The sequence below is a fragment of the Escherichia sp. WS3227_2 genome (genome assembly GCF_046486495.1).
GTDB classification, from domain to species: domain Bacteria; phylum Pseudomonadota; class Gammaproteobacteria; order Enterobacterales; family Enterobacteriaceae; genus Escherichia; species Escherichia coli.
Genome location: NZ_JBJQLG010000003.1, coordinates 37,434 through 63,550 on the forward strand (window position 1 = coordinate 37,434; position 26,117 = coordinate 63,550).

General features: G+C 49.0%; 24 protein-coding genes and 1 other RNA gene. 14 read left to right on the plus strand and 11 right to left on the minus strand.

Going from position 1 to position 26,117, the window contains the following annotated elements; genetic code table 11:
- Positions 1-3 precede the first annotated feature (3 nt).
- From ACJHXB_RS05420 to ydiK, 8 genes are all read right to left on the minus strand, one after another.
- The gene (locus ACJHXB_RS05420; protein WP_000805656.1) at positions 4-1,599 is read right to left on the minus strand and encodes an acyl CoA:acetate/3-ketoacid CoA transferase; all 1,596 of its coding nucleotides are present in this window, start codon (positions 1,597-1,599) and stop codon (positions 4-6) included.
- A 142-nt stretch (positions 1,600-1,741) separates the two neighbouring features.
- A complete protein-coding gene (gene aroD, locus ACJHXB_RS05425) occupies positions 1,742-2,500 on the minus strand; it encodes a type I 3-dehydroquinate dehydratase (protein WP_000860201.1) in 759 nt (252 codons plus the stop codon).
- A gap of 30 nt (positions 2,501-2,530) precedes the next feature.
- Positions 2,531-3,397, minus strand: coding sequence for a quinate/shikimate dehydrogenase (gene ydiB, locus ACJHXB_RS05430; protein WP_000383471.1), 867 nt, complete (start codon positions 3,395-3,397; stop codon positions 2,531-2,533).
- Positions 3,398-3,408: 11 nt separating this feature from the next.
- A complete protein-coding gene (locus tag ACJHXB_RS05435; RefSeq protein WP_001469173.1) occupies positions 3,409-4,674 on the minus strand; it encodes an MFS transporter in 1,266 nt (421 codons plus the stop codon).
- A 226-nt stretch (positions 4,675-4,900) separates the two neighbouring features.
- Positions 4,901-6,115: an MFS transporter gene (locus ACJHXB_RS05440; RefSeq protein ID WP_000795587.1), complete on the minus strand. Its 1,215-nt coding sequence runs from the start codon at positions 6,113-6,115 to the stop codon at positions 4,901-4,903.
- A 98-nt stretch (positions 6,116-6,213) separates the two neighbouring features.
- A complete protein-coding gene (locus ACJHXB_RS05445) occupies positions 6,214-6,570 on the minus strand; it encodes a YdiL family protein (RefSeq protein WP_001469172.1) in 357 nt (118 codons plus the stop codon).
- A gap of 135 nt (positions 6,571-6,705) precedes the next feature.
- An RNA gene (gene rprA, locus ACJHXB_RS05450) (antisense sRNA RprA) lies at positions 6,706-6,813 on the minus strand.
- 185 nt (positions 6,814-6,998) lie between these two features.
- Positions 6,999-8,111, minus strand: coding sequence for an AI-2E family transporter YdiK (gene ydiK / locus ACJHXB_RS05455; RefSeq protein WP_000248640.1), 1,113 nt, complete (start codon positions 8,109-8,111; stop codon positions 6,999-7,001).
- 388 nt (positions 8,112-8,499) lie between these two features.
- On the opposite strand from ydiK, the gene ACJHXB_RS05460 reads away from it, so the two are divergent.
- The 10 genes from ACJHXB_RS05460 to ldtE all read left to right on the plus strand — a co-directional run bounded on the left by ACJHXB_RS05460 (position 8,500) and on the right by ldtE (position 19,451).
- Positions 8,500-11,556 (plus strand): FAD-binding and (Fe-S)-binding domain-containing protein, encoded by a 3,057-nt coding sequence (locus ACJHXB_RS05460; protein WP_000612974.1) that lies wholly within the window; start codon positions 8,500-8,502, stop codon positions 11,554-11,556.
- Positions 11,553-11,963: a 1,4-dihydroxy-2-naphthoyl-CoA hydrolase gene (menI, locus tag ACJHXB_RS05465; RefSeq protein WP_000637986.1), complete on the plus strand. Its 411-nt coding sequence runs from the start codon at positions 11,553-11,555 to the stop codon at positions 11,961-11,963. The genes ACJHXB_RS05460 and menI overlap by 4 nt, the downstream gene beginning before the upstream one ends.
- A 99-nt stretch (positions 11,964-12,062) precedes the next feature.
- Complete coding sequence (locus ACJHXB_RS05470; protein WP_001296104.1) at positions 12,063-12,251, plus strand: YdiH family protein; 189 nt, start codon at positions 12,063-12,065, stop codon at positions 12,249-12,251.
- Between the two features lie 534 nt (positions 12,252-12,785).
- Positions 12,786-13,154: a Fe-S cluster assembly scaffold SufA gene (gene sufA, locus ACJHXB_RS05475; protein ID WP_000367171.1), complete on the plus strand. Its 369-nt coding sequence runs from the start codon at positions 12,786-12,788 to the stop codon at positions 13,152-13,154.
- An 8-nt stretch (positions 13,155-13,162) separates the two neighbouring features.
- The gene (gene sufB / locus ACJHXB_RS05480) at positions 13,163-14,650 is read left to right on the plus strand and encodes a Fe-S cluster assembly protein SufB (protein ID WP_001469171.1); all 1,488 of its coding nucleotides are present in this window, start codon (positions 13,163-13,165) and stop codon (positions 14,648-14,650) included.
- A 9-nt stretch (positions 14,651-14,659) separates the two neighbouring features.
- A complete protein-coding gene (gene sufC / locus ACJHXB_RS05485; protein ID WP_000948872.1) occupies positions 14,660-15,406 on the plus strand; it encodes a Fe-S cluster assembly ATPase SufC in 747 nt (248 codons plus the stop codon).
- A complete protein-coding gene (sufD, locus tag ACJHXB_RS05490) occupies positions 15,381-16,652 on the plus strand; it encodes a Fe-S cluster assembly protein SufD (protein WP_000907983.1) in 1,272 nt (423 codons plus the stop codon). The genes sufC and sufD overlap by 26 nt, the downstream gene beginning before the upstream one ends.
- Entirely contained in the window at positions 16,649-17,869 is a 1,221-nt protein-coding gene (sufS, locus tag ACJHXB_RS05495; RefSeq protein WP_000144556.1) for a cysteine desulfurase SufS, read from the plus strand. The genes sufD and sufS overlap by 4 nt, the downstream gene beginning before the upstream one ends.
- A gap of 12 nt (positions 17,870-17,881) precedes the next feature.
- The gene (sufE, locus tag ACJHXB_RS05500) at positions 17,882-18,298 is read left to right on the plus strand and encodes a cysteine desulfuration protein SufE (RefSeq protein WP_001196520.1); all 417 of its coding nucleotides are present in this window, start codon (positions 17,882-17,884) and stop codon (positions 18,296-18,298) included.
- Between the two features lie 148 nt (positions 18,299-18,446).
- Entirely contained in the window at positions 18,447-19,451 is a 1,005-nt protein-coding gene (gene ldtE, locus ACJHXB_RS05505; protein ID WP_000817111.1) for a L,D-transpeptidase LdtE, read from the plus strand.
- Positions 19,452-19,514: 63 nt separating this feature from the next.
- Here ldtE and lpp read toward each other — a convergent pair whose 3' ends face one another.
- The 3 genes from lpp to ACJHXB_RS05520 form a co-directional block, all read right to left on the minus strand.
- On the minus strand, positions 19,515-19,751 hold the full coding sequence (gene lpp, locus ACJHXB_RS05510; protein WP_000648420.1) for a murein lipoprotein Lpp: 237 nt from the start codon (positions 19,749-19,751) through the stop codon (positions 19,515-19,517).
- A gap of 310 nt (positions 19,752-20,061) precedes the next feature.
- A complete protein-coding gene (gene pykF / locus ACJHXB_RS05515) occupies positions 20,062-21,474 on the minus strand; it encodes a pyruvate kinase PykF (RefSeq protein WP_001295403.1) in 1,413 nt (470 codons plus the stop codon).
- A 7-nt stretch (positions 21,475-21,481) separates the two neighbouring features.
- Positions 21,482-21,676 carry a protein YnhH gene (locus ACJHXB_RS05520; protein ID WP_240806354.1) on the minus strand — a complete coding sequence of 65 codons (195 nt, stop codon included), beginning with the start codon at positions 21,674-21,676 and terminating at the stop codon, positions 21,482-21,484.
- 354 nt (positions 21,677-22,030) lie between these two features.
- Here ACJHXB_RS05520 and fumD point away from each other — a divergent pair, with 354 nt between their 5' ends.
- The 4 genes from fumD to ACJHXB_RS05540 all read left to right on the plus strand — a co-directional run bounded on the left by fumD (position 22,031) and on the right by ACJHXB_RS05540 (position 26,108).
- Entirely contained in the window at positions 22,031-22,240 is a 210-nt protein-coding gene (gene fumD, locus ACJHXB_RS05525; RefSeq protein ID WP_000528342.1) for a fumarate hydratase FumD, read from the plus strand.
- A gap of 455 nt (positions 22,241-22,695) precedes the next feature.
- The gene (locus tag ACJHXB_RS05530; protein WP_001070227.1) at positions 22,696-23,322 is read left to right on the plus strand and encodes a ferredoxin-like protein; all 627 of its coding nucleotides are present in this window, start codon (positions 22,696-22,698) and stop codon (positions 23,320-23,322) included.
- Between the two features lie 20 nt (positions 23,323-23,342).
- Complete coding sequence (locus ACJHXB_RS05535; protein WP_001273485.1) at positions 23,343-25,445, plus strand: aldehyde ferredoxin oxidoreductase; 2,103 nt, start codon at positions 23,343-23,345, stop codon at positions 25,443-25,445.
- Positions 25,446-25,457: 12 nt separating this feature from the next.
- The gene (locus tag ACJHXB_RS05540; protein ID WP_001469170.1) at positions 25,458-26,108 is read left to right on the plus strand and encodes a YdhW family putative oxidoreductase system protein; all 651 of its coding nucleotides are present in this window, start codon (positions 25,458-25,460) and stop codon (positions 26,106-26,108) included.
- The last annotated feature ends 9 nt before the right edge of the window (positions 26,109-26,117 follow it).

A 26,117-nucleotide genomic window follows, 5' to 3' on the forward strand; every position in this document is an offset into this window, starting at 1 on the left:
CTGTTAATGAGCCGCTTCAGGCAGGACAAAACCCATCGCCGCATCGATAAATAATCTTTCGTCCATCAGTTTGAGTTCTGGCGAAATCACTGGGGTGAAATCCATTTTGTCGAGAATATCTTTTTGTAAATCGACGCCAGGAGCGATTTCGATTAAATGCAGGCCGTCTTCTTTTAGCGTGAATACGGCGCGCTCAGTGATATAACGAACATCCAGCCCTCGCTCGAGAGCGATTTTTCCGCTGAAAGTTATTTCCGGTAGTTCCCGAATAAATTTCTTCACCCGTCCTTCCTGGACGATATTTAATTTGCCGTCGGTAATTTCTGTTTTTAAACTGCCCGCAGTTAATGTGCCGCAGAAAATGATTTTCTTCGAAGTGGCACTGATATCAATAAATCCACCGGTGCCCATGATTTTACCATTGAATTTATGCACGCCGACGTTACCGTGCTGGTCGACTTCAGCAAAACTCAAATAACAAACATCCAGACCACCACCGTGATAAAAATCAAACTGGGACGTCATATCCAGAATGGCGCGGGTATTCACGTTCGCGCCAAAGGCGATCCCCTGTGAAGTAATACCGCCAATCGGACCTGTTTCTACCGTCAGAATAAAGTCATCAGCACAACCTTCTTCCCGGGCGACCAGGCCAATGCCGTCAGCAATACCGACACCGACATTCCCCACCGCGCCTTTGCGCATTTCGAATAATGCGCGCCGCGCAACTAATTTACGTTGGTTTAGGGGCAGGCTAAGTTTGGTGCTGTCATCAAGGGTAAAGTCGCCGGAAATAAAGCGGTTAACCGGCGCACCGCCGTACAGTTGGGTTTGATCCGGATCGACTACCACAATATCCACCAGATAACCCGGAATACGGACAGATTTAGGATGCAGCGTGGCTTTCTTAACCATTTTCTGCACCTGCATCATCACAATACCGCCGTTATTGTGCACCGCCTGGGCAATAACCAATGCGTCGAGATACATCACCTCATCTTCAAAAGTGGCGTAGCCTTCGCTGTCGCAGGTGGTAGCGCGAATGAAGGCGATATCTGGCGCAATCGCTTTGTAATAGAGATATTCTTTGTTATCAAACTCGACCAGTTTAATCAGGTCTTCTTTAGTGACTTCATTCAGTTTGCCGCCTTGCTGGCGTGGATCGACAAATGTTCCGATACCAATATCACTAATAATACCAGGCTGGTGGGCTGCGGCGGCGCGTAAGGTTTGTGTAAGTACACCTTGTGGATAGTTATAAGCAATAATTTTATTTTGTTCTGCGAGATCAGAAATACGCGGCGATTGTCCCCAGTGCCCGCATAATGCCCATTTCACCAGACCTTCTTGCGCCAGCGGACTAATACCGCGGTCGGCGCGATCGCCAAGCCCTGTTGGACTAATAATCGATAAATTACGTGGCGTTTGAGTCTGTTTATATTTATCAGCAAGAGCAGTAATTAACGTGGTGGCTTCCAGAATACCGCCGCCAGCGCCTAACACACAAAGTGTTGCTTCGTCGGGAATATAATTCACCGCTTCCTGTGCCGACAGGACCGGCACTCGTCCATTAATACGAGGTGGTTTTACAGGTTTCATTGTTAATTCCTGATTCAGATGTAATTTTCCCTACGCCAAATGGAGAATTAGCGCACAGAGACTCACGAAATATTTTTATTAAATACGGTTGAATATATTTTTTAGTTCGGCGGGGAGGGTGTTCCCGCCGAAATATTATTGCTTATGCCTGGTGTAAAATAGTTAATACCGTGCGCAAATCATTTACCGAGATTTGCCCTGGCGCAGACGCTTTTTTTACCGCACCAAAAGTTGCCGCCGAGCCAAATACTTCACCAGCCAGACGAGAAATTACGCCAGTTTTTGCCATCGACATCGTGATAATTGGACGATCGGCATACTGCTCCTGCATCTCCAGGGTCGCGGCAAGCAACGTCAGCACATCGCTGGTACTTTGCGGCATCAGCGCAATCTTAGGAATATCGGCGTCGAAGGACTGCATTTTGCGCAGACGGGCAATGATTTCTTCGGCTTCCGGCGTTTTATGGAAGTCATGGTTGGACATGACAACTTTCACATCATGCGCGTGGGCGTAGGCGACGGTTTCTTTAACCTGATCATCGCCGGTAAATAACTCCAGATCGATCATATCAACCAGGCCGCTGTCGATGGCTGCACGATTGAGTGCAATATAAGCCTCGGTGGAAATCGCCTGCTCGCCGCCTTCTTTGGCACTGCGGAAGGTAAACAGCAGCGGTTTTTCTGGCATGGTCTCACGGAGAATTTTTGCCGCCGCCATGACAGACTCCACATTGGAGAGGTCGGCATAGTGGTCCACACGCCATTCCAGAATATCAAAGTCCGCTTCACGATAGGCGAGAGCTTCGGATTTTACGCTGGCGATATCTTTTGCCATCAGCGAGACGATGATTTTAGGTGCGCCCGTACCAATGACGAGATCTTTTACAGTTACGGTTTTCATTTTTTACCCTTTCTGCACGCGGTCAGCCTGTCAGGCACCGAACCCCATGACCTGTTTAACATATACCAGAGGGAAATCTTTGCCAGTCCATAACGTGAACTGTTCAGCCCCTTGCCACAACAACATGCCGTATCCATCAATCGTTTTGCAACCAGCTTGTTGCGCCTGCTGCAATAACTTCGTCATATGCGGGTTATACACGCATTCAGTGACCAGAAGTCCAGGATGTAACAGACTGATATCATTAACCAATGACTCATTCTCAAGGGGTTTCATACCCACTTTTGTGCCATTGGTTAAAATGTCGGCGGAAGCCAGGGCTTCAGCAAAGGCTTGCTGATCGGCGAGATCGGTGACCGTGACGACGCAATCGGTGTTTTCGTTAACCCGCTGCGCGAAGGCGAGGGCTTTATCGAAGAACTCATCCCGACGGTTAAAGAGTTTAATTTCTTTTAAACCTTCAATTGCCCCCTGCGCGCCAATCGCCGTTGAGGCACCACCGGCCCCTAACAGCACCATCGTTTTGCCTTTGATATCAAAACCGCTCTCTTTAATGGCGCGAATATGCCCCGTGCCGTCGGTGTTATAGCCACGCAGATAGCCATCATCATTAACGATGGTGTTGATGGCACCCACCAGTTTGGCAGCTGGTGTTAATTCATCTACATATTCACACGCCAGTTGTTTGTTCGGCATCGATACACCAGTTCCGCGCATTTTGAGGGCTTTTAATCCTTCAATTGCTCCGGGAAAGCTATCGTTATCCACTTCGAAGGCCATATAGGTAAATGGCAATCCCGCTTTTTCTAAGGCTTTATTCTGCATTTCGGGCGATAAACTGTGGCGGATAGGATAGGCCATCAACCCAATCAATTCGTATTTTGCGGTAACATCCATAATTAACTCCTTTAACCTCTATGCTTAATTGTGTTTAACCGGGTGCTAAATTTACGCTCGCCAAACCGCACATCATTTTCAGGAATAATGAAAACGCGGTAATAGCGGATAAAGACAATAATTGCGGTAATCAGGGCCAGCAGCGCGAAAGTAAAATCGAGAACAATGATATATTGCAGGCCGATGTTCGACAGATAACCGGTAATCAGCGGAATAACAAAGTTAGCCAGTCCACCCATCATCATATAAATACTGGTGACTTTGGCTTTGCTTTTGGGAAAAAACTCTGACATGACCGAAACGCCGAGCTGTAAAATGCCGCCAGCCGCTGAGAAACCGATAACAAAGGCTCCGGCATTGCACACCAGTGGAGAAGGGTACAGGTAGATAATGGCAGTTGTTATTGTTGCCAGTGCAGAGTTAAATACATTAGCCCAGATGGGCCGGACCATTTTTTTCAGTAGTGCGGCAAAAATAAAGACACAGACTAATGAGCCCATACTGTAATAAGAGATGGTTTTTAATGCCTCCGCTTCTGACATACCAGCAAAAGCCATCGCATATTTGGGCATCCACACCACAATCACATAAAAGGTCGAGAATGCAGCTACACCGAACATTACCGATGAAACACCCTCCAGCCAGACTAATGGTTTGCTGTTCATTTGTGGTAATTCATGAGCTACGCTGGCGTCCACCAACTGGCTGGGGAATTTGCTTTTCAACAGCATCAGTGTGATCAGTACAAACAGAATACCCGGAATAATCAGCCCATAGCCGTACCAGATGTTATTGAGCAACATATAGCTCACCAGCATTGGGTAGAACATTTGCCCGAATGACACCATCGCTTTAACCAGTATGACCGCCGAACCAGAGGCTTTCGGAAAGCATTCCATGAGCGCGGGGTAGCCACCCGTATCCAGCGCTGAGTTAGCGATACCTACGCACACTGCCAGACAGTAGGCGAGAGTTAAATTCGGGCAAGCAGGGATACCAAAGAAGAATAGCAGATACATTATTACTGCCATTAATATTACCGCCCGACGACCAAACTTATCGGAGATCACACCGAAGAATAAAATACTGATCAATCGCCCCAAACCGATACCGGAAATTAAATAGGCAATGCCCGCGTTGTCAGTGGAAAACTTTTCTGCCAGAGATGACATATTTTGGGCAAGCGTAATAACACTAATGCCGTGCAGGAAATAGCTGAAGTAAATACAAAGAACAGCCAGGATAAATGGCGTGCTGAAAGCCTTATTTTGAGACATTTTCACAGCTCCTTGCTGAAAGATAATTTCGTTACCGTACGTATTGTTCTCCGACGGTTTACATAATTACTATACTGAAGATGATTTTCCCTGGGTACATGGCATAAAGTTTATGTTTCCAGGAATATTGCATGTCATAGTTTGTTTTTGATCGCGATTTTCCTTAGTTAGCGCAGAAAGAGTTATTTATCCGTAAGATCTTGCATGACCTGAAAATAATATTGCATTACCCACCCGGAGCGACATTTTCCTTTAGCGAGTGATGCTGCGTTTCTTTGCGGCTGCGTAAGCCGATAAACAGTGCCAGTAAAAAGCCGATGGCAGCGATGGCGGTATCGAACCACATAATATCGGCAATACTTCTTTGGGACAGATGAGCCGTAATCAACGGAATGGTAAATGTTGCAATACTGCCCGCACTGTAATAGATCCCTGTAGCTTTACCTTTAGCATAGGGGAAACGTTCAGCCATTAACGTCAGGCCAATTTGCACAACACCTCCAGCAGAGGTAAAACCAATGACAAAAGCAAATATTATCACCACATAAAATGTGGGATGCAGGCAGACGGTAAACAGAGCAATAAATGAGATAAAGGTGTACAGCATCAGTAATGTTGTTGGGCGAACGGTATTACGAATGAGTGGAGCGGTAATAAATACACAAAGCAGCGAACCCACGGTGTAGATACTAAGTAGTTTGATCGACATAGTGTATGACATGCCTGCAACAAATTGTCCGTACTGTGCCAGCCACTGGCTAACCAGATAAAACGTTGCCATTGAGATATAGCCATATAAGGTATAACTGGCTAAATCGATAATTGAACAGCGATGTTCCGTAGAGCTGGTGGTTTTCTTTATGACAGGTAAGCGACGACCCGGATGGGGTGGGAACGTACAACGGTATAAAAACAGAGCGTTAATAAACATAATGCCTGCGGCAATCATAAAGGACCAACCGAACCACAGTTCAGCCCACACTAACAGGCTAATGATTAGCGGTAATAAAAATTGCCCGCTGGAAACAAATGCTTTAATTAAAATATTGGCTGTACCCGGTGAGCGTGGAAAAGCTTCCATCAAACTGGGATAGGTGCCTGCATCGAGAAAACTGTTTGCCATTCCCGCCAGAAAGCCAAAAACATAAGCGATAATGATGTTATTGGTGTGCAGGATGCCAAAAAAGAAGGCCATATAGCAGCACATCCCGAGCATGATAAAAGGGCGGCGACCAAAGCGATCGGATAATAATCCTGCAAAAAGCAAGACACTTAATCGACCAATGCCCAGTGATGAGATAACTATCGAGACGCCCGCGGCATTAGTCTGCCAAAGCGTCTCCAGCGAGGCCATATTCAGGCTCATCAAAATGACGCCCATACCATGCACCAGGTAATTAAAATACAACCCCAGTGCGGTAGGGTAATAGGGATTTTTCATAGGTTCTACTTAGCAAAGGTGCTTTAAAAAGTGAAGCGATGTTGTGTCAGCATCCGTTCATTATTGTTGTAACAACGACAATTCCTTTCTTTGGAAAATTAACAAAGGCGCTCCAGATCGTGTGCATATAATTCAGCGGCTACCGATTGATAGATCTTCCAGTCAATAAAATTGCCATCAGGGTAGACTTGTTGAAACGCGGTTAAGTCGGGGAAAAAACGCATGGTGTTGTTGCCGATGCGGTTATTTATTTTCTCTATGATGGCATGAAGATGTTTTTTTCGTTGCTGACGCATAGCCAACAGTTGCTCGACTACATAATCAGGAATGGCGCATTTGCCATTTTCCCATTGACGCCAGCTTTCACTGTCATCGGTCTGGGCAATCCAGGTCGCGCATTCATCAATAGTCATGGCAAAAATATGGCGAAGAGCCTGGAGTTCATAAGCGTTCATCGTGTAATGGCTGCATGAAATAAACAATAAAATATAAATAACATTATCAGCCTGCTGACGGCTTGAAGAGAGTCACAGTATCTTGTGCAACATTATTGGAAAGCGTGAGGGGCGAGGTAGCGAAGCGGAAAAATGTTAAAAAAAAGCCCATCGTGGGAGATGGGCAAAGACTACACACAGCAATTCGTTGTTTCACTCAGGGGATTTCCATGCTTATAAATCAATATGTTGATTTATAACCGTGAGCTAATAGTAGGCATACGGACTTTTTGCGTCGATCAGATTCGTCTCATTAGTTTAAAAACTGTAAAGAATTTGCGACAGGTACTACCAGCTGAATGGCGGTAAGCAGGAAAATATGGGGAAGAGCAAGCAAATATCAATTAGCAGGGGTTAACAATCAGGCGGCAGAGCCGCCTGAAGAGAAATTACTTATTCGGTTTCTCGATTTCGCCAAGTTCTTCGAGAACTTCTTCCGGTTGGTCAGTCGGCGGTGGGACCTCTTCCACCCACGCGGCAAAAAGACGCCAGGAAACGGCTAACAGAACCGGACCAATAAACAGACCGATCATCCCGAAAGCAATCAAACCACCAATAACGCCAGAGAGGATCAGGATCAGCGGTAAATCGGCACCCATGCGAATTAACATTGGGCGGATGACGTTATCCAGCGTGCCAACCACACCGCTCCACACTAATAATACCGTTCCCCAGGTGGTATCGCCGGTCCAGTAGAGCCAGATAATCGCCGGAATCAGTACCGGCAACGGTCCAAGCTGGACAAGGCAGGAGAGGATCATTAACACCGTTAGCAACGTTGCATAAGGTACGCCGGATACGGCGAGGCCGATACCGCCAAGCACTGCCTGTACTAACGCCGTCACCACCACACCCAGCGCCACCGCGCGGATAGCCTGTGCCGCCAGCAGCACGGCGGCATCACCGCGAACGCCTGCCAGACGGGTTGCAAAATGGCGAATGCCTTGTGCCACCTGTTCACCGCGCCAGTACAGCAGGGCACTGAAGAGAAGCATCAGCGCACAATGCACCATAAAGCGCCCGATATGCGCCGCTTGCCCAACGAACCAGGTGGTGGTGGTGCCAATATAAGGGCGGACTTTCGCCATGATCGCCGTCCCCCCCATATCCAGCAAGTTGTGCCAGCCTGCATATAGCTTCGCGCCAATCACCGGAATGGTATTAAGCCACGCCAGATCGGGTAACGTCATGTCACCGCTGGAAATGGCTTTAATTAGCGGGCCGCTGCCGTCGACGATACTGTTAACCAGCAAAGCAATAGGGATGATAAACACCATCACTAATAACAGCGTCATCACCAGAACGGCGAGAGAGCGGCGACCAAACATGATCTTTTGCAAACGTAACAATACCGGCCAGGTGGCGATAACCACCGTACCAGCCCATGCAAAGCCGAGAATAAAGGGTTGTACAATCCACAGACATGCCACAATCATGATGGCTAAAAAGAGCACCGAAAGCAGAATTTGTGCGACATCCCTGGGCTGACGAACATTTACCATAACTACTTTTCACCTTTTTTGTGCGTCAAATCGTCGACGCGACGTGAACACGCGAAACTCACCTGCATAATGATGAGCAATTTCAGCGGTTTTTAACAGGCCGATTCTGCCCTTAATTCTGATGGGCGTGTTAGAAAAAAATGTGGTACAACAACTCAGGCAACACGCAAACGATTTACTCGTCGTATTTCAAGTTGCATGTGCTGCGGCTACGTTCGTTCACCCCAGTCACTTACTATTGTAAGCTCCTGGAGTTCACTCGCTTGCCGCCTTCCTGCAACACGAAATCCATAGAGTAAATAAACATCACCTTTCAGTGCGCTATTGCAGCCGCCTGAAAGAATAGTGTATCGACCTACATCACAGACCGCAGGAAAGGGTCAATATAATGATTCCACAGATTTCCCAGGCACCCGGCGTCGTTCAACTGGTGCTTAATTTTTTGCAAGAGCTGGAGCAACAAGGTTTTACCGGCGATACGGCGACAAGTTATGCCGATCGTCTGACAATGTCGACCGACAACAGTATTTACCAACTTCTCCCCGATGCGGTGGTATTTCCGCGTTCAACCGCAGATGTGGCGCTGATCGCCCGTCTTGCCGCGCAGGAACGCTATTCATCGCTGATCTTTACCCCCCGCGGCGGCGGCACCGGCACTAACGGTCAGGCGCTCAACCAGGGAATTATTGTTGATATGTCCCGCCATATGAACCGCATCATCGAAATTAACCCTGAAGAGGGCTGGGTGCGCGTTGAGGCCGGGGTGATAAAAGACCAACTCAATCAGTACCTGAAACCGTTCGGCTACTTTTTTGCGCCGGAACTTTCGACCAGCAACCGGGCAACGCTCGGTGGGATGATCAATACCGATGCATCCGGTCAGGGATCGCTGGTCTATGGCAAAACGTCAGATCACGTACTTGGCGTACGCGCGGTGTTGTTGGGGGGCGATATTCTCGATACGCAACCTTTACCCGTCGAGCTGGCGGAAACGCTGGGTAAATCCAATACCACAATCGGGCGAATTTATAACACGGTTTATCAACGTTGCCGTCAGCAACGCCAGTTAATCATCGACAACTTCCCCAAACTTAACCGCTTTCTTACCGGTTACGATCTGCGTCATGTCTTTAACGATGAGATGACCGAGTTCGACCTGACGCGCATTCTGACGGGTTCAGAAGGGACGCTGGCCTTTATTACCGAAGCGCGGCTGGATATTACGCCCTTGCCTAAAGTGCGCCGTCTGGTGAACGTCAAATATGACTCTTTTGACTCTGCGCTGCGTAACGCGCCGTTTATGGTTGAGGCGCGAGCGCTTTCGGTAGAGACGGTTGACTCAAAAGTGCTGAATCTGGCGCGGGAAGATATTGTCTGGCATTCCGTCAGCGAGTTGATTACCGATGTGCCAGACAAAGAGATGCTCGGGCTGAACATTGTGGAATTTGCTGGTGATGATGAGACGCTGATTGATGAGCGAGTAAATGCACTCTGTGCGCGGCTGGATGAACTTATCGCCAGTCAGCAAGCAGGTGTGATCGGCTGGCAGGTATGCAGTGAGCTGGCAGGTGTTGAGCGTATTTATGCGATGCGCAAAAAAGCTGTTGGTCTGCTCGGTAATGCCAAAGGTGCCGCTAAGCCAATTCCGTTTGCTGAGGATACCTGCGTACCGCCGGAACACCTGGCGGATTATATTGCTGAATTTCGCGCGCTGCTCGACAGCCACGGCTTAAGCTACGGTATGTTCGGTCACGTCGACGCAGGTGTCTTGCACGTCCGTCCTGCGCTGGATATGTGCGATCCGCAACAAGAGATTTTGATGAAGCAAATCTCTGATGACGTGGTGGCGCTGACTGCGAAATACGGTGGTTTGTTGTGGGGCGAGCACGGCAAAGGTTTTCGCGCTGAATACAGCCCGGCGTTTTTCGGTGAGGAACTTTTTGCAGAACTGCGCAAAGTGAAAGCGGCATTTGACCCGCATAACCGACTCAACCCAGGGAAGATTTGCCCGCCAGAAGGTCTCGATGCGCCGATGATGAAAGTGGACGCGGTGAAGCGCGGTACATTCGATCGGCAGATCCCCATTGCGGTACGCCAGCAGTGGCGCGGTGCGATGGAATGTAACGGCAACGGTTTATGCTTCAACTTTGATGCCCGTAGTCCGATGTGTCCGTCGATGAAGATTACCCAGAACCGGATTCATTCACCGAAAGGGCGCGCAACGCTGGTGCGTGAATGGCTGCGCTTGTTGGCGGATCGCGGCGTTGACCCACTCAAACTGGAACAAGAACTGCCTGAATCCGGCGTCAGTTTACGGACGTTAATTGCTCGCACGCGCAATAGCTGGCATGCGAATAAAGGCGAATACGACTTCTCACACGAAGTCAAAGAGGCAATGTCGGGCTGTCTGGCCTGTAAAGCGTGTTCGACCCAGTGCCCCATCAAAATTGATGTGCCGGAGTTTCGCTCTCGTTTTCTGCAGCTCTATCACACCCGTTATTTACGCCCGCTGCGCGACCACCTCGTCGCTACGGTCGAGAGCTACGCGCCGCTGATGGCACGCGCGCCGAAAACCTTTAACTTCTTCATTAACCAGCCGCTGGTGCGCAAACTCTCGGAAAAACATATCGGCATGGTTGATTTGCCACTGCTGTCGGTCCCCTCGCTGCAACAACAAATGGTGGGGCATCGCTCGGCAAACATGACGCTGGAACAGCTTGAAGCTCTCAATGCAGAGCAGAAAGCGCGCACGGTGTTGGTGGTGCAGGACCCCTTTACCAGCTATTACGATGCGCAAGTGGTGGCGGATTTTGTCCGTCTGGTCGAAAGATTAGGTTTCCAGCCTGTGTTACTGCCATTTTCGCCAAATGGCAAAGCCCAGCATATCAAAGGCTTTCTTAATCGTTTTGCGAAGACGGCGAAAAAGACGGCGGATTTCCTCAACCGTATGGCGAAGCTGGGGATGCCAATGGTGGGCGTCGATCCGGCGCTGGTACTTTGTTATCGCGATGAATATAAACTGGCGCTGGGCGAGGAACGCGGCGAGTTTAACGTCTTACTGGCGAATGAATGGCTGGCAAGCGCACTTGAGTCACAGCCAGTGGCTACAGTCAGCGGTGAACCATGGTATTTCTTTGGTCACTGTACCGAAGTTACCGCTTTGCCGGGCGCGCCAGCACAATGGGCCGCGATATTTGCCCGTTTTGGCGCGAAACTGGAAAATGTCAGCGTGGGTTGCTGCGGCATGGCAGGGACTTACGGACATGAAGCGAAAAACCATAAAAATTCGCTCGGGATCTATGAGTTATCCTGGCATCAGGCGATGCAGCGACTGCCGCGTAATCGCTGTCTGGCGACCGGATATTCCTGCCGTAGCCAGGTAAAACGGGTCGAAGGCACGGGGGTACGCCATCCTGTGCAGGCTTTACTGGAGATTATTAAATGATATGGAAACGAAAAATCACCCTGGAAGCACTGAATGCCATGGGTGAAGGAAACATGGTGGGGTTGCTGGATATTCGCTTTGAACATATTGGTGATGACACCCTTGAAGCGACAATGCCAGTAGACTCGCGGACAAAGCAGCCTTTCGGGTTGCTGCATGGAGGGGCATCCGTGGTACTGGCCGAAAGTATCGGTTCCGTTGCCGGTTATTTATGTACCGAAGGTGAGCAAAAGGTGGTTGGTCTGGAAATCAATGCTAACCACGTCCGCTCGGCACGAGAAGGGCGGGTGCGCGGCGTATGCAAACCGTTGCATCTCGGTTCGCGTCACCAGGTCTGGCAGATTGAAATCTTCGATGAGAAAGGGCGTTTGTGCTGTTCGTCACGATTAACGACCGCCATTTTGTGACGTTGTCACCAGAAAAGTGTGACGCATATTGCTTTTGGTCATTATCTGCACAGTAAACGGTGGTATACTGTGCAGGTCTTGTCTAAAAGCGAGGATGCTATGTCTACTCAACTTGATCCCACCCAGCTGGCCATTGAATTTTTACGCCGTGACCAGAGCAATCTTTCACCTGCCCAATATCTCAAACGTCTGAAACAACTAGAACTTGAATTTGCTGACCTGCTTACTCTCTCTTCTGCTGAATTAAAAGAAGAAATCTACTTTGCCTGGCGTCTGGGCGTGCATTGATCCTGACTTAATGCCGTAATTTCGCCAAATCGACCTGGATTAACCTCCGTCCAGGTTCGATGTGCTTATCTACCCGCCTGATATTGTTCAAAAATAATACTAATCGCAGTTTGTGTTAAAACGGCGGGTTAGCTTTATGAGATTATTCTTATCGCCCCTTCAAGAGCTAAGCCACTGAGAGTGCCGGAGATAAGCGCCGGATGGGGTAGAAACCCTTAAGCCTGTGTCGCACAGACTTAGGGTTTTCTTATTTCTGAACGCTGCACTTTTTTACCTATCTCTTAAATAGTCATTTTCAATACAACTTTTTCTTTTTCATCACAGCCTTAATGCTCCTTAGATAATAATCATTATCTAACAATGAGATACCTAATTCTTAGCGTGCCTGTTAACCCACACATCAGGGTCTATGCTTATTAAAAGCAGGAAAAAAGCATGTTTTACGGTAAAGCCCCTGCGTTTGCTGGGTTGAACTGATAATCATTATCACTAACATGCTGTTATACGCTGAAAGCGATAAAGTGAGGTAAATCGATGGACATGCATTCAGGAACCTTTAATCCACAGGATTTCGCCTGGCAGGGCTTAACGCTGACACCCGCAGCCGCTGTCCACATCCGCGAGCTGGTGGCAAAGCAGCCGGGTATGGTCGGCGTGCGCTTAGGCGTGAAGCAAACGGGCTGCGCGGGCTTTGGCTATGTGCTCGACAGTGTTAGCGAGCCGGACAAAGACGATCTGCTGTTTGAACACGATGGCGCGAAGCTGTTTGTCCCGCTGCAAGCGATGCCGTTTATTGATGGCACGGAAGTCGATTTCGTTCGTGAAGGACTTAATCAGATATTCAAATTTCACAACCCTAAAGCCCAGAATGAATGTGGCTGTGGCGAAAGCTTTGGGGTATAGGCGGTACTATGTCTCGTAATACTGAAGCAACTGACGATGTCAAAACCTGGACCGGCGGCCCGCTGAATTATAAAGAAGGATTCTTCACCCAGTTAGCCACCGATGAGCTGGCAAAGGGGATAAACGAAGAGGTGGTGCGCGCAATTTCGGCGAAGCGTAATGAGCCGGAGTGGATGCTGGAGTTTCGTCTCAACGCCTATCGCGCATGGCTGGAGATGGAAGAACCGCACTGGTTGAAAGCGCACTACGACAAGCTGAATTATCAGGATTACAGCTACTATTCGGCACCATCGTGCGGTAATTGTGACGACAGCTGCGCCTCTGAACCCGGCGCGGTGCAGCAAACTGGCGCGAACGCCTTTTTAAGTAAAGAGGTGGAGGCGGCGTTTGAGCAGTTGGGCGTTCCCGTGCGGGAAGGCAAAGAGGTGGCGGTGGATGCCATTTTCGACTCTGTTTCGGTTGCCACCACTTATCGCGAAAAACTGGCGGAGCAGGGAATTATTTTCTGTTCCTTTGGCGAGGCGATCCACGATCACCCGGAACTGGTGCGTAAATATCTCGGCACCGTGGTGCCGGGGAATGACAACTTCTTTGCCGCACTTAATGCGGCGGTAGCCTCTGACGGTACGTTTATTTATGTGCCTAAAGGCGTGCGCTGCCCGATGGAACTTTCCACCTATTTTCGTATTAACGCGGAAAAAACCGGGCAGTTTGAGCGCACCATTCTGGTGGCCGACGAAGACAGCTACGTTAGCTACATTGAAGGCTGTTCCGCTCCGGTGCGTGACAGCTATCAGTTACACGCGGCGGTGGTGGAAGTCATCATCCATAAAAACGCCGAGGTGAAATATTCCACGGTACAAAACTGGTTCCCTGGCGATAACAACATCGGCGGTATTCTCAACTTCGTCACCAAGCGTGCTTTGTGCGAAGGCGAAAACAGCAAAATGTCATGGACGCAATCAGAAACCGGGTCAGCGATTACGTGGAAATATCCCAGCTGCATTTTGCGCGGCGATAACTCCATTGGTGAGTTTTACTCAGTGGCACTGACCAGCGGTCATCAGCAAGCGGATACCGGCACCAAGATGATCCACATCGGTAAAAACACCAAATCGACCATTATCTCGAAAGGGATCTCTGCCGGACATAGTCAGAACAGTTATCGCGGCTTAGTGAAAATCATGCCGACGGCAACCAATGCGCGCAATTTCACTCAGTGCGACTCAATGCTGATTGGCGCTAATTGTGGGGCGCATACCTTCCCGTATGTCGAATGTCGCAATAACAGCGCACAACTGGAGCACGAGGCAACGACATCACGTATTGGTGAAGATCAACTGTTTTACTGCCTGCAACGCGGGATCAGCGAAGAAGACGCCATCTCGATGATTGTTAACGGTTTCTGCAAAGACGTGTTCTCAGAACTGCCGCTGGAATTTGCCGTTGAAGCACAAAAACTCCTCGCCATCAGTCTTGAACACAGCGTCGGATAAGGAATAAACATGTTAAGTATTAAAGATTTACACGTCAGCGTGGAAGATAAAGCTATCCTGCGTGGATTAAGCCTCGACGTTCGTCCCGGCGAAGTTCACGCCATTATGGGGCCAAACGGTTCTGGCAAAAGTACCTTATCGGCAACGCTTGCCGGGCGAGAAGATTATGAGGTGACGGGCGGCACGGTTGAGTTCAAAGGCAAAGATTTGCTTGCGCTGTCGCCGGAAGATCGTGCAGGTGAAGGCATCTTTATGGCCTTCCAGTATCCGGTGGAAATTCCCGGCGTCAGTAACCAGTTTTTCCTGCAAACGGCACTTAATGCGGTGCGCAGCTATCGCGGCCAGGAAACGCTCGACCGCTTTGATTTTCAGGATTTGATGGAAGAGAAAATCGCTCTCCTGAAGATGCCGGAGGATTTATTAACCCGTTCGGTAAACGTTGGTTTTTCCGGCGGCGAGAAAAAGCGCAACGATATTTTGCAAATGGCGGTGCTGGAACCGGAGTTATGCATTCTTGATGAGTCGGACTCCGGGCTGGATATTGACGCATTAAAAGTGGTTGCCGATGGCGTGAACTCGCTGCGTGACGGCAAGCGCTCATTCATCATTGTTACGCACTACCAACGCATTCTCGACTACATCAAGCCTGATTACGTCCATGTACTATATCAGGGACGAATTGTGAAATCCGGCGATTTCACGTTGGTCAAACAACTGGAGGAGCAGGGTTATGGCTGGCTTACCGAACAGCAGTAACGCGCTGCAACAGTGGCATCACTTGTTTGAAGCTGAAGGGACAAAACGCTCACCGCAAGCACAGCAGCATTTACAACAATTGCTGCGTACCGGACTGCCGACACGTAAACATGAAAACTGGAAATATACGCCGCTGGAAGGGCTGACCAATAGCCAGTTTGTCTGCATTGCGGGAGAGATATCCCCACAGCAGCGAGATGCCTTAGCGTTAACGTTAGACGCTGTGCGGCTGGTATTTGTCGATGGACGTTACGTGTCAGCACTGAGCGATGCGACTGAAGGCAGCGGGTATGAAGTGAGCATTAACGATGACCGCCAGGGGTTACCCGACGCTATTCAGGCGGAAGTGTTTCTGCATTTGACGGAAAGCCTGGCGCAAAGCGTGACGCATATCGCCGTGAAGCGCGGTCAACGGCCGGCAAAGCCATTGCTGTTAATGCATATTACCCAGGGCGTGGCAGGTGAAGAGGTCAACACTGCCCATTACCGACATCATCTGGATCTGGCGGAAGGTGCCGAAGCAACGGTGATCGAACATTTTGTCAGCCTTAATGATGCTCGTCATTTTACCGGGGCACGGTTCACTATCAATATCGCAGCGAACGCCCACTTGCAGCATATCAAGCTGGCGTTTGAAAACCCGCTCAGTCACCACTTTGCCCATAACGATTTGTTGCTGGCTGACGATGCCACCGCATTTAGCCACAGTTTCCTGCTGGGTGGCGCAGTGTTACGACACAACACCAGTACGCAACTCAATGGCGAAAACAGCACGCTGCGGATCAATAGCCTGGCGATGCCGGTGAAAAACGAGGTGTGTGATACCCGTACATGGCTGGAACACAATAAAGGTTTTTGTAACAGCCGACAGTTGCACAAAACTATCGTCAGCGACAAAGGCCGTGCGGTGTTTAACGGTCTGATCAACGTCGCGCAGCACGCCATCAAAACGGATGGTCAGATGACCAACAATAATCTGCTGATGGGCAAACTGGCGGAGGTGGATACGAAACCGCAGCTGGAGATCTATGCAGATGATGTGAAATGCAGCCACGGCGCGACGGTGGGGCGTATTGATGATGAACAGATGTTCTATCTGCGCTCGCGCGGGATCAATCAGCAGGATGCCCAGCAGATGATCATTTACGCCTTCGCTGCCGAACTGACGGAAGCACTGCGTGATGAGGGTCTTAAACAGCAGGTGCTGGCCCGAATCGGTCAACGACTGCCAGGAGGTGCAAGATGACTTTTTCCGTCGACAAAGTGCGGGCCGACTTTCCGGTGCTTTCTCGTGAGGTAAACGGTTTGCCGCTGGCTTATCTCGACAGCGCCGCCAGTGCGCAGAAACCGAGCCAGGTAATTGACGCCGAGGCCGAGTTTTATCGTCACGGCTACGCCGCGGTGCATCGCGGTATTCATACCTTAAGCGCCCAGGCGACCGAGAAAATGGAGAACGTGCGCAAGCGGGCATCGCTGTTTATTAATGCCCGTTCGGCGGAAGAGCTGGTGTTCGTCCGCGGCACGACGGAAGGGATCAATCTGGTCGCCAATAGCTGGGGTAACAGCAATGTGCGGGCGGGCGATAACATCATCATCAGTCAGATGGAGCACCACGCTAACATTGTCCCCTGGCAGATGCTTTGCGCACGCGTTGGCGCAGAGCTGCGTGTGATCCCGCTCAACCCCGACGGTACGCTGCAACTGGAGATGCTACCTAATCTGTTCGATGAGAAAACTCGCCTGCTGGCAATTACTCATGTCTCCAACGTGCTGGGAACGGAAAATCCGCTGGCGGAAATGATCACGCTTGCGCACCAGCATGGCGCAAAAGTACTGGTGGATGGCGCTCAGGCGGTGATGCATCATCCGGTGGACGTTCAGGCGCTGGATTGCGATTTTTACGTGTTCTCCGGGCATAAACTGTATGGCCCCACTGGGATTGGCATTCTTTATGTCAAAGAAGCCTTGTTGCAGGAGATGCCGCCGTGGGAAGGGGGCGGTTCTATGATCGCCACCGTCAGCCTGAGTGAAGGCACTACCTGGACCAAAGCACCGTGGCGGTTTGAAGCCGGTACACCCAATACCGGGGGCATCATTGGTCTTGGCGCGGCGCTGGAGTATGTGTCGGCGCTGGGGCTTAATAATATAGCCGAGTATGAACAAAATCTGATGCACTACGCGCTATCACAGCTGGAATCTGTACCGGATCTCACACTCTATGGTCCCCAGAACAGACTTGGCGTTATTGCTTTTAATCTTGGTAAACACCACGCCTATGATGTTGGCAGTTTTCTCGATAATTACGGCATTGCTGTGCGTACCGGACATCACTGCGCTATGCCATTAATGGCCTATTACAACGTTCCTGCGATGTGTCGGGCGTCGCTGGCCATGTATAACACCCATGAAGAAGTGGATCGTCTGGTGACCGGCCTGCAACGTATTCACCGTCTGCTGGGATAACAGGGAGGCACTATGGCTTTATTGCCGGATAAAGAAAAATTGCTGCGTAATTTTTTACGCTGCGCCAACTGGGAAGAGAAATATCTCTACATTATTGAGCTGGGCCAGCGTCTGCCAGAATTACGCGCCGAAGACAGAAGCTCACAAAATAGCATTCAGGGCTGCCAGAGTCAGGTGTGGATTGTCATGCGCCAGAATGCGCAGGGAATTATTGAATTGCAGGGCGACAGCGATGCGGCGATTGTGAAAGGGCTTATTGCGGTCGTCTTTATTCTCTACGATCAGATGACGCCGCAGGATATTGTCAATTTCGATGTGCGTCCGTGGTTTGAAAAAATGGCGCTGACCCAACATCTCACCCCATCTCGTTCACAAGGTCTGGAAGCGATGATTCGCGCAATTCGCGCCAAAGCCGCTGCACTTAGCTAAACTAAAGGGACAGCTTTCATCCGGTTGGCTCACATTGCCGGATGGTCAATGTTTACACTGACCTGCACAGGAGTGTTTTGGTTTCAGGTGAACATAAGTACCATCCGACGTTTCAGCGTGAGTCTCCGGCAAATACAGGAGGTTTACAATGAAACGCGCGTCTTTGCTTACACTCACGCTTATCGGCGCTTTTAGCGCCATCCAGGCTGCCTGGGCGGTTGATTATCCGCTACCTCCAACCGGAAGCCGACTGGTTGGGCAAAATCAAACGTATACGGTGCAAGAAGGGGATAAAAACCTTCAGGCTATTGCCCGTCGTTTTGATACTGCGGCAATGTTGATCCTTGAAGCCAATAACACTATCGCCCCGGTGCCAAAACCTGGTACGACGATAACTATTCCTTCGCAACTGTTATTACCTGATGCGCCGCGTCAGGGGATTATCGTTAACCTTGCAGAGCTGCGCCTTTATTATTATCCGCCGGGAGAAAATATCGTGCAGGTCTATCCGATAGGTATTGGTTTGCAGGGGCTGGAAACGCCAGTGATGGAAACGCGTGTGGGGCAGAAAATCCCTAACCCAACCTGGACGCCTACGGCGGGCATTCGTCAGCGTTCGCTGGAGCGTGGCATTAAATTACCGCCAGTCGTTCCTGCCGGGCCAAATAACCCACTAGGACGTTACGCACTGCGCCTCGCGCATGGTAATGGCGAATACCTCATTCATGGCACCAGTGCGCCGGACAGCGTCGGTTTGCGCGTCAGTTCGGGCTGTATTCGCATGAATGCGCCGGATATTAAAGCCTTGTTCTCCAGCGTGCGGACGGGAACGCCGGTGAAAGTGATCAACGAACCGGTGAAATATTCCGTGGAACCGAACGGGATGCGTTATGTTGAAGTACATCGACCACTATCGGCAGAAGAACAGCAGAACGTTCAGACAATGCCATACACACTGCCAGCAGGCTTTACGCAATTTAAAGACAATAAGGGTGTAGATCAGAAATTAGTCGATAAAGCGTTGTATCGTCGGGCAGGGTATCCGGTTTCGGTGAGCAGTGGAGCAACTCCCGCAGCCAGCAATGCGCCTTCAGTAGAGTCAGCGCAGAATGGTGAACCAGAGCAAGGGAATATGTTACGCGCGACTCAGTAGCGGTAAATGGCAGGCAAAAAAAATGGCGCACAATGTGCGCCATTTTTCACTTCACAGGTACTATTACTTGCGGTATTTAGTAGCCATGTTGTCCAGACGCTGGTTAGCACGAGCTGCGTCATCTTTAGCAGCCTGAACGTCGGAACGCATTGCGTTCACGTCGTTGCTCAGCTGGTCAACTTTAGCGTTCAGAGTCTGAACGTCAGAAGACAGCTGATCGATTTTAGCGTTGCTGGAGCAACCTGCCAGCAGAGTAGAACCCAGGATTACCGCGCCCAGTACCAGTTTAGTAGCTTTCATTATTAATACCCTCTAGATTGAGTTAATCTCCATGTAGCGTTACAAGTATTACACAAAGTTTTTTATGTTGAGAATATTTTTTTGATGGGAAGGCACTTATTTTTGATCGTTCGCTCAAAGAAGCATCGAACGCTGGGTTTTAGATAAAAAAATTGAGAGAAAACAGGATGCTTCCATCGGATTCATCTTAGATAAAGTGAGATTATATAGTGAAATCCGATTTGATTTTTTATTGCTTCTGGTTATCGATTAAATAAAAAAAGCGCCCATCAGGGCGCTTCGATATACAAATTAATTCACAAAAGCAATATTACAGGACGTGAACAGATGCGGTGTTAGTAGTGCCGCTCGGTACCAGTGCACCAGAAACCATAACTACGACGTCACCTTTGTGTGCCAGACCGCTCTGCAGAGCCAGTTCTTTACCCAGACGGTAGAAATCATCAGTAGAAGTGATCTCTTTAACCAGCTGCGGCACAACGCCTTTGCTCAGTACCAACTGATGAGCCGTTTTTTCGTTGGTGGTCAGTGCCAGGATGGTGGCATCCGGGAAGTATTTACGTACTGCGCGAGCAGATTTACCGCCCTGGGTAGCAACCACGATCAGCGGAGCATCCAGTTTTTCAGCAGTTTCAACGGCACCACGGCATACCGCTTCGGTAATGCGCAGTTTACGGTTGTCATTGTTGAACTCGAGACGGCTGTTCATCACGCGGTCGGTACGTTCGCAGATGGTCGCCATGATAGAAACCGCTTCCAGCGGGTATTTACCTTTTGCGGATTCACCAGACAGCATCACTGCGTCAGTACCGTCGAGAATGGCGTTTGCAACGTCACCGGCTTCTGCGCGAGTCGGGCGTGGGTTTTTGATCATGGAATCCAGCATCTGGGTCGCAGTGATAACGACTTTACGTGCACGGATACATTTTTCGATCATCATCTTCTGGGCGAAGATAACTTCTTCTACTGGGATTTCTACACCCAGGTCGCCACGCGCAACCATGATGCCGTCAGAGGCTTCGAGGATTTCGTCGAAGTTGTTGAGGCCTTCCTGGTTTTCGATTTTGGAGATGATGTGGATGTTTTCGCCGCCGTGCGCTTTCAGGTGCTCACGGATTTCGATAACGTCAGAACGCTTACGAATAAAGGAAGCAGCAACAAAGTCTACGCCTTGTTCGCAACCAAAGATCAGGTCCTGTTTGTCTTTTTCAGCCAGTGCTGGCAGGGCAATGGAAACGCCAGGCAGGTTCACACCTTTGTTTTCACCCAGGTCGCCGTTGTTCAGTACTTTACAGATAACTTTGTTACCTTCAATGGCGGTAACTTCCATACCGATGAGACCATCGTCAACCAGTACGGTGTTGCCAACAGACAGGTCAGTAGTGAAACCTTCATACGTTACCGCAACCATTTCGCTGTTGCCGATAACAGATTTATCAGTGGTGAAAGTAAAGGTCTGACCCGCTTTCAGAGAAACGTCGTTACCGCCTTCCAGTTTCATGGTGCGGATTTCCGGACCTTTGGTATCAAGCAGGATAGCGGCGGTTTTACCAGTTTTGCTCATCACGTTGCGCAGATTCTGAATGCGCTGACCGTGTTCTGCATAGTCACCATGAGAGAAGTTCAGACGCATAACGTTCATGCCAGCGTCCAGCATTTTAGCTAACATCTCTTCAGATTCGGTTTTCGGTCCGATGGTGCAAACAATTTTGGTCTTTTTCATGACAGTCTTAGTCTTTAAGTTGAGAAGGATGGGAGAAACTTGCTTTCTGGGCGCACTGCCGGAAAGCGAATCCGGTATTACGAAAGTGGTGGTGCCTCGCTCTAAGGATAGGTGACATCGAAAAAGCGTGCAGAGGAATGTGTGCTTGTGTCTCAGCCCAACGTGAGTGCCTGTTTTTGAGTCGTTGAGTTCTACAGTCCAAAGTGCTGAAACCATTCAAGAGTCAATTGGCGCGCATTATACGCTGAAATTAATCCAAAAGGAAAACAAAAACAGCGTTTCAAAAAATATACAACTTGTTAGACAATAAATTGTTATCAAAGATTTAACGTTCCAGGGAAAAGGTTACGCAAAAACTTCGCTGTTTGCGCAACGTCTGGTGCCGGGGTTGTCACTGTGAAGATAAGTGAAAGTTCATCCGGTGTATAAATACATCATCGCTCAATTGCTACAGTTAAAATAATTTATCGCGTTATTTGTCTGATTTTGTTTGATTTTTGTCTAATTGGTTAGATTGATATATGCTGATAGTTGGCATGATAAATAGGTATAAAGAATGGGAAATCGGACAAAAGAGGATGAACTGTACCGAGAAATGTGCAGAGTTGTCGGTAAAGTTGTGTTGGAAATGCGCGATCTGGGGCAGGAACCAAAGCATATTGTTATCGCAGGCGTGTTACGTACAGCATTAGCCAATAAACGCATTCAGCGCAGTGAGCTGGAAAAGCAGGCGATGGAAACCGTCATTAACGCACTGGTAAAATGACCATTCAGGATGAGGCGGTAAGCTTCATCCTGATATTGTTAGTTTAGTTGTGGTCCAGTTAATCATTCTAAATAACAACTGCTGAAATTATACGAATTTCGGTATGTATTTTAATTTATAACGATAATGTTATTTTTATTTTCTGCAATGAACGTCACAAATAATTGTCGTTTAAGTTAAATTTATTTCAAATGATAATAAATATCAGTTCACTTATAATTTCTTGCTTTGTGATTTTAATTGATAACGATCAATGTTAAGAGCTCAGAATAATCACATTATTTTTTCTCCTAACCATAAAGGATTAGTTTATCAGCGTTAAATCTTTTCTCATACACTATCGGGTTAGGGAAAATATCTGGTGTTGGGGACAGAGTCAGCAGCGTATTAGTTGAATGCTTAATATCAGGCTGCTGAATTGTCAGCACTGTGTTTGCGAAGAGGATGCGAAATAAATGAACCCGGTTGATCGTCCACTATTAGATATTGGCTTAACGCGATTAGAATTCTTGCGTATATCAGGAAAAGGCCTCGCTGGTCTAACAATTGCCCCTGCGTTACTGTCACTTTTGGGTTGCAAACAGGAAGATATTGATAGCGGCACAGTAGGGTTGATAAATACACCCAAAGGGGTGCTGGTGACCCAACGTGCGCGATGCACGGGTTGCCACCGCTGTGAAATCTCTTGTACCAACTTCAACGATGGCTCAGTAGGGACATTCTTCTCCCGTATCAAAATCCATCGCAATTATTTCTTTGGCGATAACGGGGTTGGCTCTGGTGGCGGCCTGTATGGCGATCTCAACTATACCGCGGACACCTGCCGTCAATGCAAAGAACCGCAATGCATGAATGTCTGCCCGATTGGTGCGATTACCTGGCAACAGGAAGAAGGCTGTATTACCGTCGATCATAAACGTTGTATTGGCTGTAGCGCCTGTACGACGGCATGCCCGTGGATGATGGCGACCGTAAATACCGAAAGTAAAAAATCCTCGAAATGTGTGTTATGCGGTGAATGCGCAAACGCCTGCCCAACAGGGGCGTTAAAAATTATCGAGTGGAAAGATATTACTGTGTGAATCTTGCAAAGGAAAAAATCATGGCTAACGGTTGGACAGGTAATATATTAAGAGTCAATCTCACGACAGGAAATATTATCCTCGAAGATTCCAGTAAGTTTAAAAGTTTTGTCGGTGGTATGGGCTTCGGCTACAAAATTATGTATGACGAAGTACCGCCAGGCACGAAACCTTTCGATGAAGCGAATAAATTAGTCTTTGCTACCGGCCCATTAACTGGATCTGGTGCCCCCTGTAGTTCTCGCGTAAATATCACCTCACTTTCTACTTTTACCAAAGGAAATTTAGTCGTCGATGCCCATATGGGGGGCTTTTTTGCAGCGCAAATGAAATTCGCTGGATACGACGTCATTATTATCGAAGGGAAAGCGAAATCACCGGTATGGCTGAATATTAAAGATGACAAAGTTAGCCTGGAAAAAGCCGATTTCTTATGGGGAAAAGGGACGCGCGCAACGACGGAAGAAATTTGTCGCTTGACCAGTCCGGAAACCTGTGTGGCGGCTATTGGTCAGGCTGGGGAAAACCTTGTTCCTCTCTCTGGCATGTTGAATAGCCGTAACCACAGCGGTGGTGCGGGAACTGGCGCAATAATGGGTTCGAAAAACCTTAAAGCGATTGCGGTTGAGGGGACGAAAGGGGTCAACATTGCCGATCGTCAGGAGATGAAGCGTCTCAACGATTACATGATGACTGAACTTATCGGTGCGAATAACAACCATGTCGTGCCAAGTACGCCGCAATCGTGGGCAGAGTATTCAGATCCCAAGTCACGTTGGACAGCACGTAAAGGGCTATTTTGGGGCGCGGCTGAAGGTGGTCCGATTGAAACGGGGGAAATTCCGCCAGGCAATCAGAACACGGTCGGCTTTCGTACCTATAAATCCGTTTTTGACTTAGGTCCGGCGGCAGAGAAATACACAGTAAAAATGAGCGGCTGCCACTCTTGCCCGATCCGTTGTATGACCCAAATGAATATTCCTCGGGTGAAAGAGTTTGGCGTGCCCAGCACAGGTGGTAACACTTGTGTAGCAAACTTTGTCCATACCACTATCTTCCCAAACGGGCCGAAAGATTTTGAAGATAAAGACGATGGTCGTGTGATTGGTAACCTGGTTGGTCTGAATCTGTTCGATGACTACGGCCTATGGTGTAACTATGGGCAGCTGCATCGCGACTTTACTTATTGTTACAGCAAAGGGGTGTTCAAGCGTGTTCTACCAGCTGAAGAGTATGCGGAAATTCGCTGGGATCAACTGGAAGCGGGTGACGTTAACTTCATTAAAGATTTTTACTACCGTCTGGCGCATCGTGTGGGTGAGCTGAGTCACCTGGCTGATGGTTCATATGCCATCGCAGAACGCTGGAATTTGGGTGAAGAGTACTGGGGCTACGCGAAAAATAAACTCTGGTCGCCGTTTGGCTATCCGGTTCACCATGCCAATGAAGCGTCAGCGCAGGTCGGTTCCATTGTTAACTGTATGTTCAACCGTGACTGCATGACGCATACCCATATCAACTTTATTGGTTCCGGTTTGCCATTGAAACTGCAACGTGAAGTGGCGAAAGAACTTTTTGGTTCTGAAGATGCTTACGATGAAACCAAAAACTACACGCCAATCAATGACGCAAAAATTAAATATGCTAAGTGGTCGCTGTTGCGGGTCTGTTTGCATAACGCCGTCACCCTGTGCAACTGGGTCTGGCCAATGACCGTTTCGCCGCTGAAAAGCCGTAATTACCGGGGCGATCTGGCGCTTGAAGCCAAATTCTTCAAAGCGATCACTGGCGAAGATATGACTCAGGAAAAATTAGATTTAGCTGCAGAGCGTATCTTTACGTTGCATCGCGCCTACACGATAAAACTGATGCAAACCAAAGATATGCGTAATGAACACGATCTTATCTGTTCCTGGGTATTCGACAAGGATCCGCAGATCCCGGTCTTTACTGAAGGTACTGACAAAATGGATCGTGACGATATGCATGCTTCGCTCACGATGTTCTACAAAGAAATGGGCTGGGACCCACAGCTTGGTTGTCCGACCCGCGAAACATTGCAGCGTCTGGGGCTGGAAGATATTGCCGCCGATCTGGCAGCACACAATCTACTGCCTGCGTAAGGAATGGGTGAGATGAACCATCAGGATGAATTGCCGTTAGCGGAAGTCAGCGAAATTGACGAGGCGAAGCGGCAATGGTTGCAGGGGATGCGCCACCCCGTTGATACGGTAAGTGAAGACATCACAGAACCAGAACCTGCTGAAATCCTGGCAGAGTTCATTCGCCAGCATTCTGCGGCTGGGCAGCTGGTGGCGCGCGCCGTGTTTCTCTCGCCACCCTATTCGGTTGCCGAAGAGGAACTGTCAGTTTTGCTGGAAAACATTAAGCAGAACGGAGACTACGCGGATATCGCGTGTATGACGGGAAGCCAGGATGATTACTATTACTCAACGCAGGCCATGAGTGAAAACTACGCGGCGATGTCTTTGCAAGTTGTGGAGCAGGACATTTGTCGCGCTATTGCACACGCCGTTCGTTTTGAGTGCCAGACGTATCCTCGTCCTTACAAAGTCGCCATGCTGATGCAAGCGCCATATTACTTCCAGGAAGCGCAGATTGAAGCCGCGATCGCCGCGATGGATGTTGCACCTGAATATGCCGATATACGGCAGGTGGAGTCATCGACGGCGGTGTTGTACTTGTTTAGCGAGCGATTTATGACCTATGGCAAGGCGTATGGCTTATGCGAATGGTTCGAGGTAGAGCAGTTTCAGAACCCCTGAAATTTCAGG

Bases quoted from the DNA above. Each gene is read 5' to 3' on its own strand.
- lpp (WP_000648420.1), bottom strand. From the start codon at position 19,751: ATGAAAGCTACTAAACTGGTACTGGGCGCGGTAATCCTGGGTTCTACT.
- ACJHXB_RS05435 (WP_001469173.1), bottom strand. From the start codon at position 4,674: ATGTCTCAAAATAAGGCTTTCAGCACGCCATTTATCCTGGCTGTTCTT.
- sufE (WP_001196520.1), top strand. From the start codon at position 17,882: ATGGCTTTATTGCCGGATAAAGAAAAATTGCTGCGTAATTTTTTACGC.
- ydiB (WP_000383471.1), bottom strand. From the start codon at position 3,397: ATGGATGTTACCGCAAAATACGAATTGATTGGGTTGATGGCCTATCCT.
- ACJHXB_RS05540 (WP_001469170.1), top strand. From the start codon at position 25,458: ATGAACCATCAGGATGAATTGCCGTTAGCGGAAGTCAGCGAAATTGAC.
- ACJHXB_RS05470 (WP_001296104.1), top strand. From the start codon at position 12,063: ATGTCTACTCAACTTGATCCCACCCAGCTGGCCATTGAATTTTTACGC.
- ACJHXB_RS05445 (WP_001469172.1), bottom strand. From the start codon at position 6,570: ATGAACGCTTATGAACTCCAGGCTCTTCGCCATATTTTTGCCATGACT.
- fumD (WP_000528342.1), top strand. From the start codon at position 22,031: ATGGGAAATCGGACAAAAGAGGATGAACTGTACCGAGAAATGTGCAGA.
- sufC (WP_000948872.1), top strand. From the start codon at position 14,660: ATGTTAAGTATTAAAGATTTACACGTCAGCGTGGAAGATAAAGCTATC.
- ACJHXB_RS05420 (WP_000805656.1), bottom strand. From the start codon at position 1,599: ATGAAACCTGTAAAACCACCTCGTATTAATGGACGAGTGCCGGTCCTG.
- sufB (WP_001469171.1), top strand. From the start codon at position 13,163: ATGTCTCGTAATACTGAAGCAACTGACGATGTCAAAACCTGGACCGGC.
- sufS (WP_000144556.1), top strand. From the start codon at position 16,649: ATGACTTTTTCCGTCGACAAAGTGCGGGCCGACTTTCCGGTGCTTTCT.
- ACJHXB_RS05530 (WP_001070227.1), top strand. From the start codon at position 22,696: ATGAACCCGGTTGATCGTCCACTATTAGATATTGGCTTAACGCGATTA.
- sufA (WP_000367171.1), top strand. From the start codon at position 12,786: ATGGACATGCATTCAGGAACCTTTAATCCACAGGATTTCGCCTGGCAG.
- ldtE (WP_000817111.1), top strand. From the start codon at position 18,447: ATGAAACGCGCGTCTTTGCTTACACTCACGCTTATCGGCGCTTTTAGC.
- sufD (WP_000907983.1), top strand. From the start codon at position 15,381: ATGGCTGGCTTACCGAACAGCAGTAACGCGCTGCAACAGTGGCATCAC.
- ACJHXB_RS05535 (WP_001273485.1), top strand. From the start codon at position 23,343: ATGGCTAACGGTTGGACAGGTAATATATTAAGAGTCAATCTCACGACA.
- aroD (WP_000860201.1), bottom strand. From the start codon at position 2,500: ATGAAAACCGTAACTGTAAAAGATCTCGTCATTGGTACGGGCGCACCT.
- ydiK (WP_000248640.1), bottom strand. From the start codon at position 8,111: ATGGTAAATGTTCGTCAGCCCAGGGATGTCGCACAAATTCTGCTTTCG.
- menI (WP_000637986.1), top strand. From the start codon at position 11,553: ATGATATGGAAACGAAAAATCACCCTGGAAGCACTGAATGCCATGGGT.
- ACJHXB_RS05460 (WP_000612974.1), top strand. From the start codon at position 8,500: ATGATTCCACAGATTTCCCAGGCACCCGGCGTCGTTCAACTGGTGCTT.
- pykF (WP_001295403.1), bottom strand. From the start codon at position 21,474: ATGAAAAAGACCAAAATTGTTTGCACCATCGGACCGAAAACCGAATCT.
- ACJHXB_RS05440 (WP_000795587.1), bottom strand. From the start codon at position 6,115: ATGAAAAATCCCTATTACCCTACCGCACTGGGGTTGTATTTTAATTAC.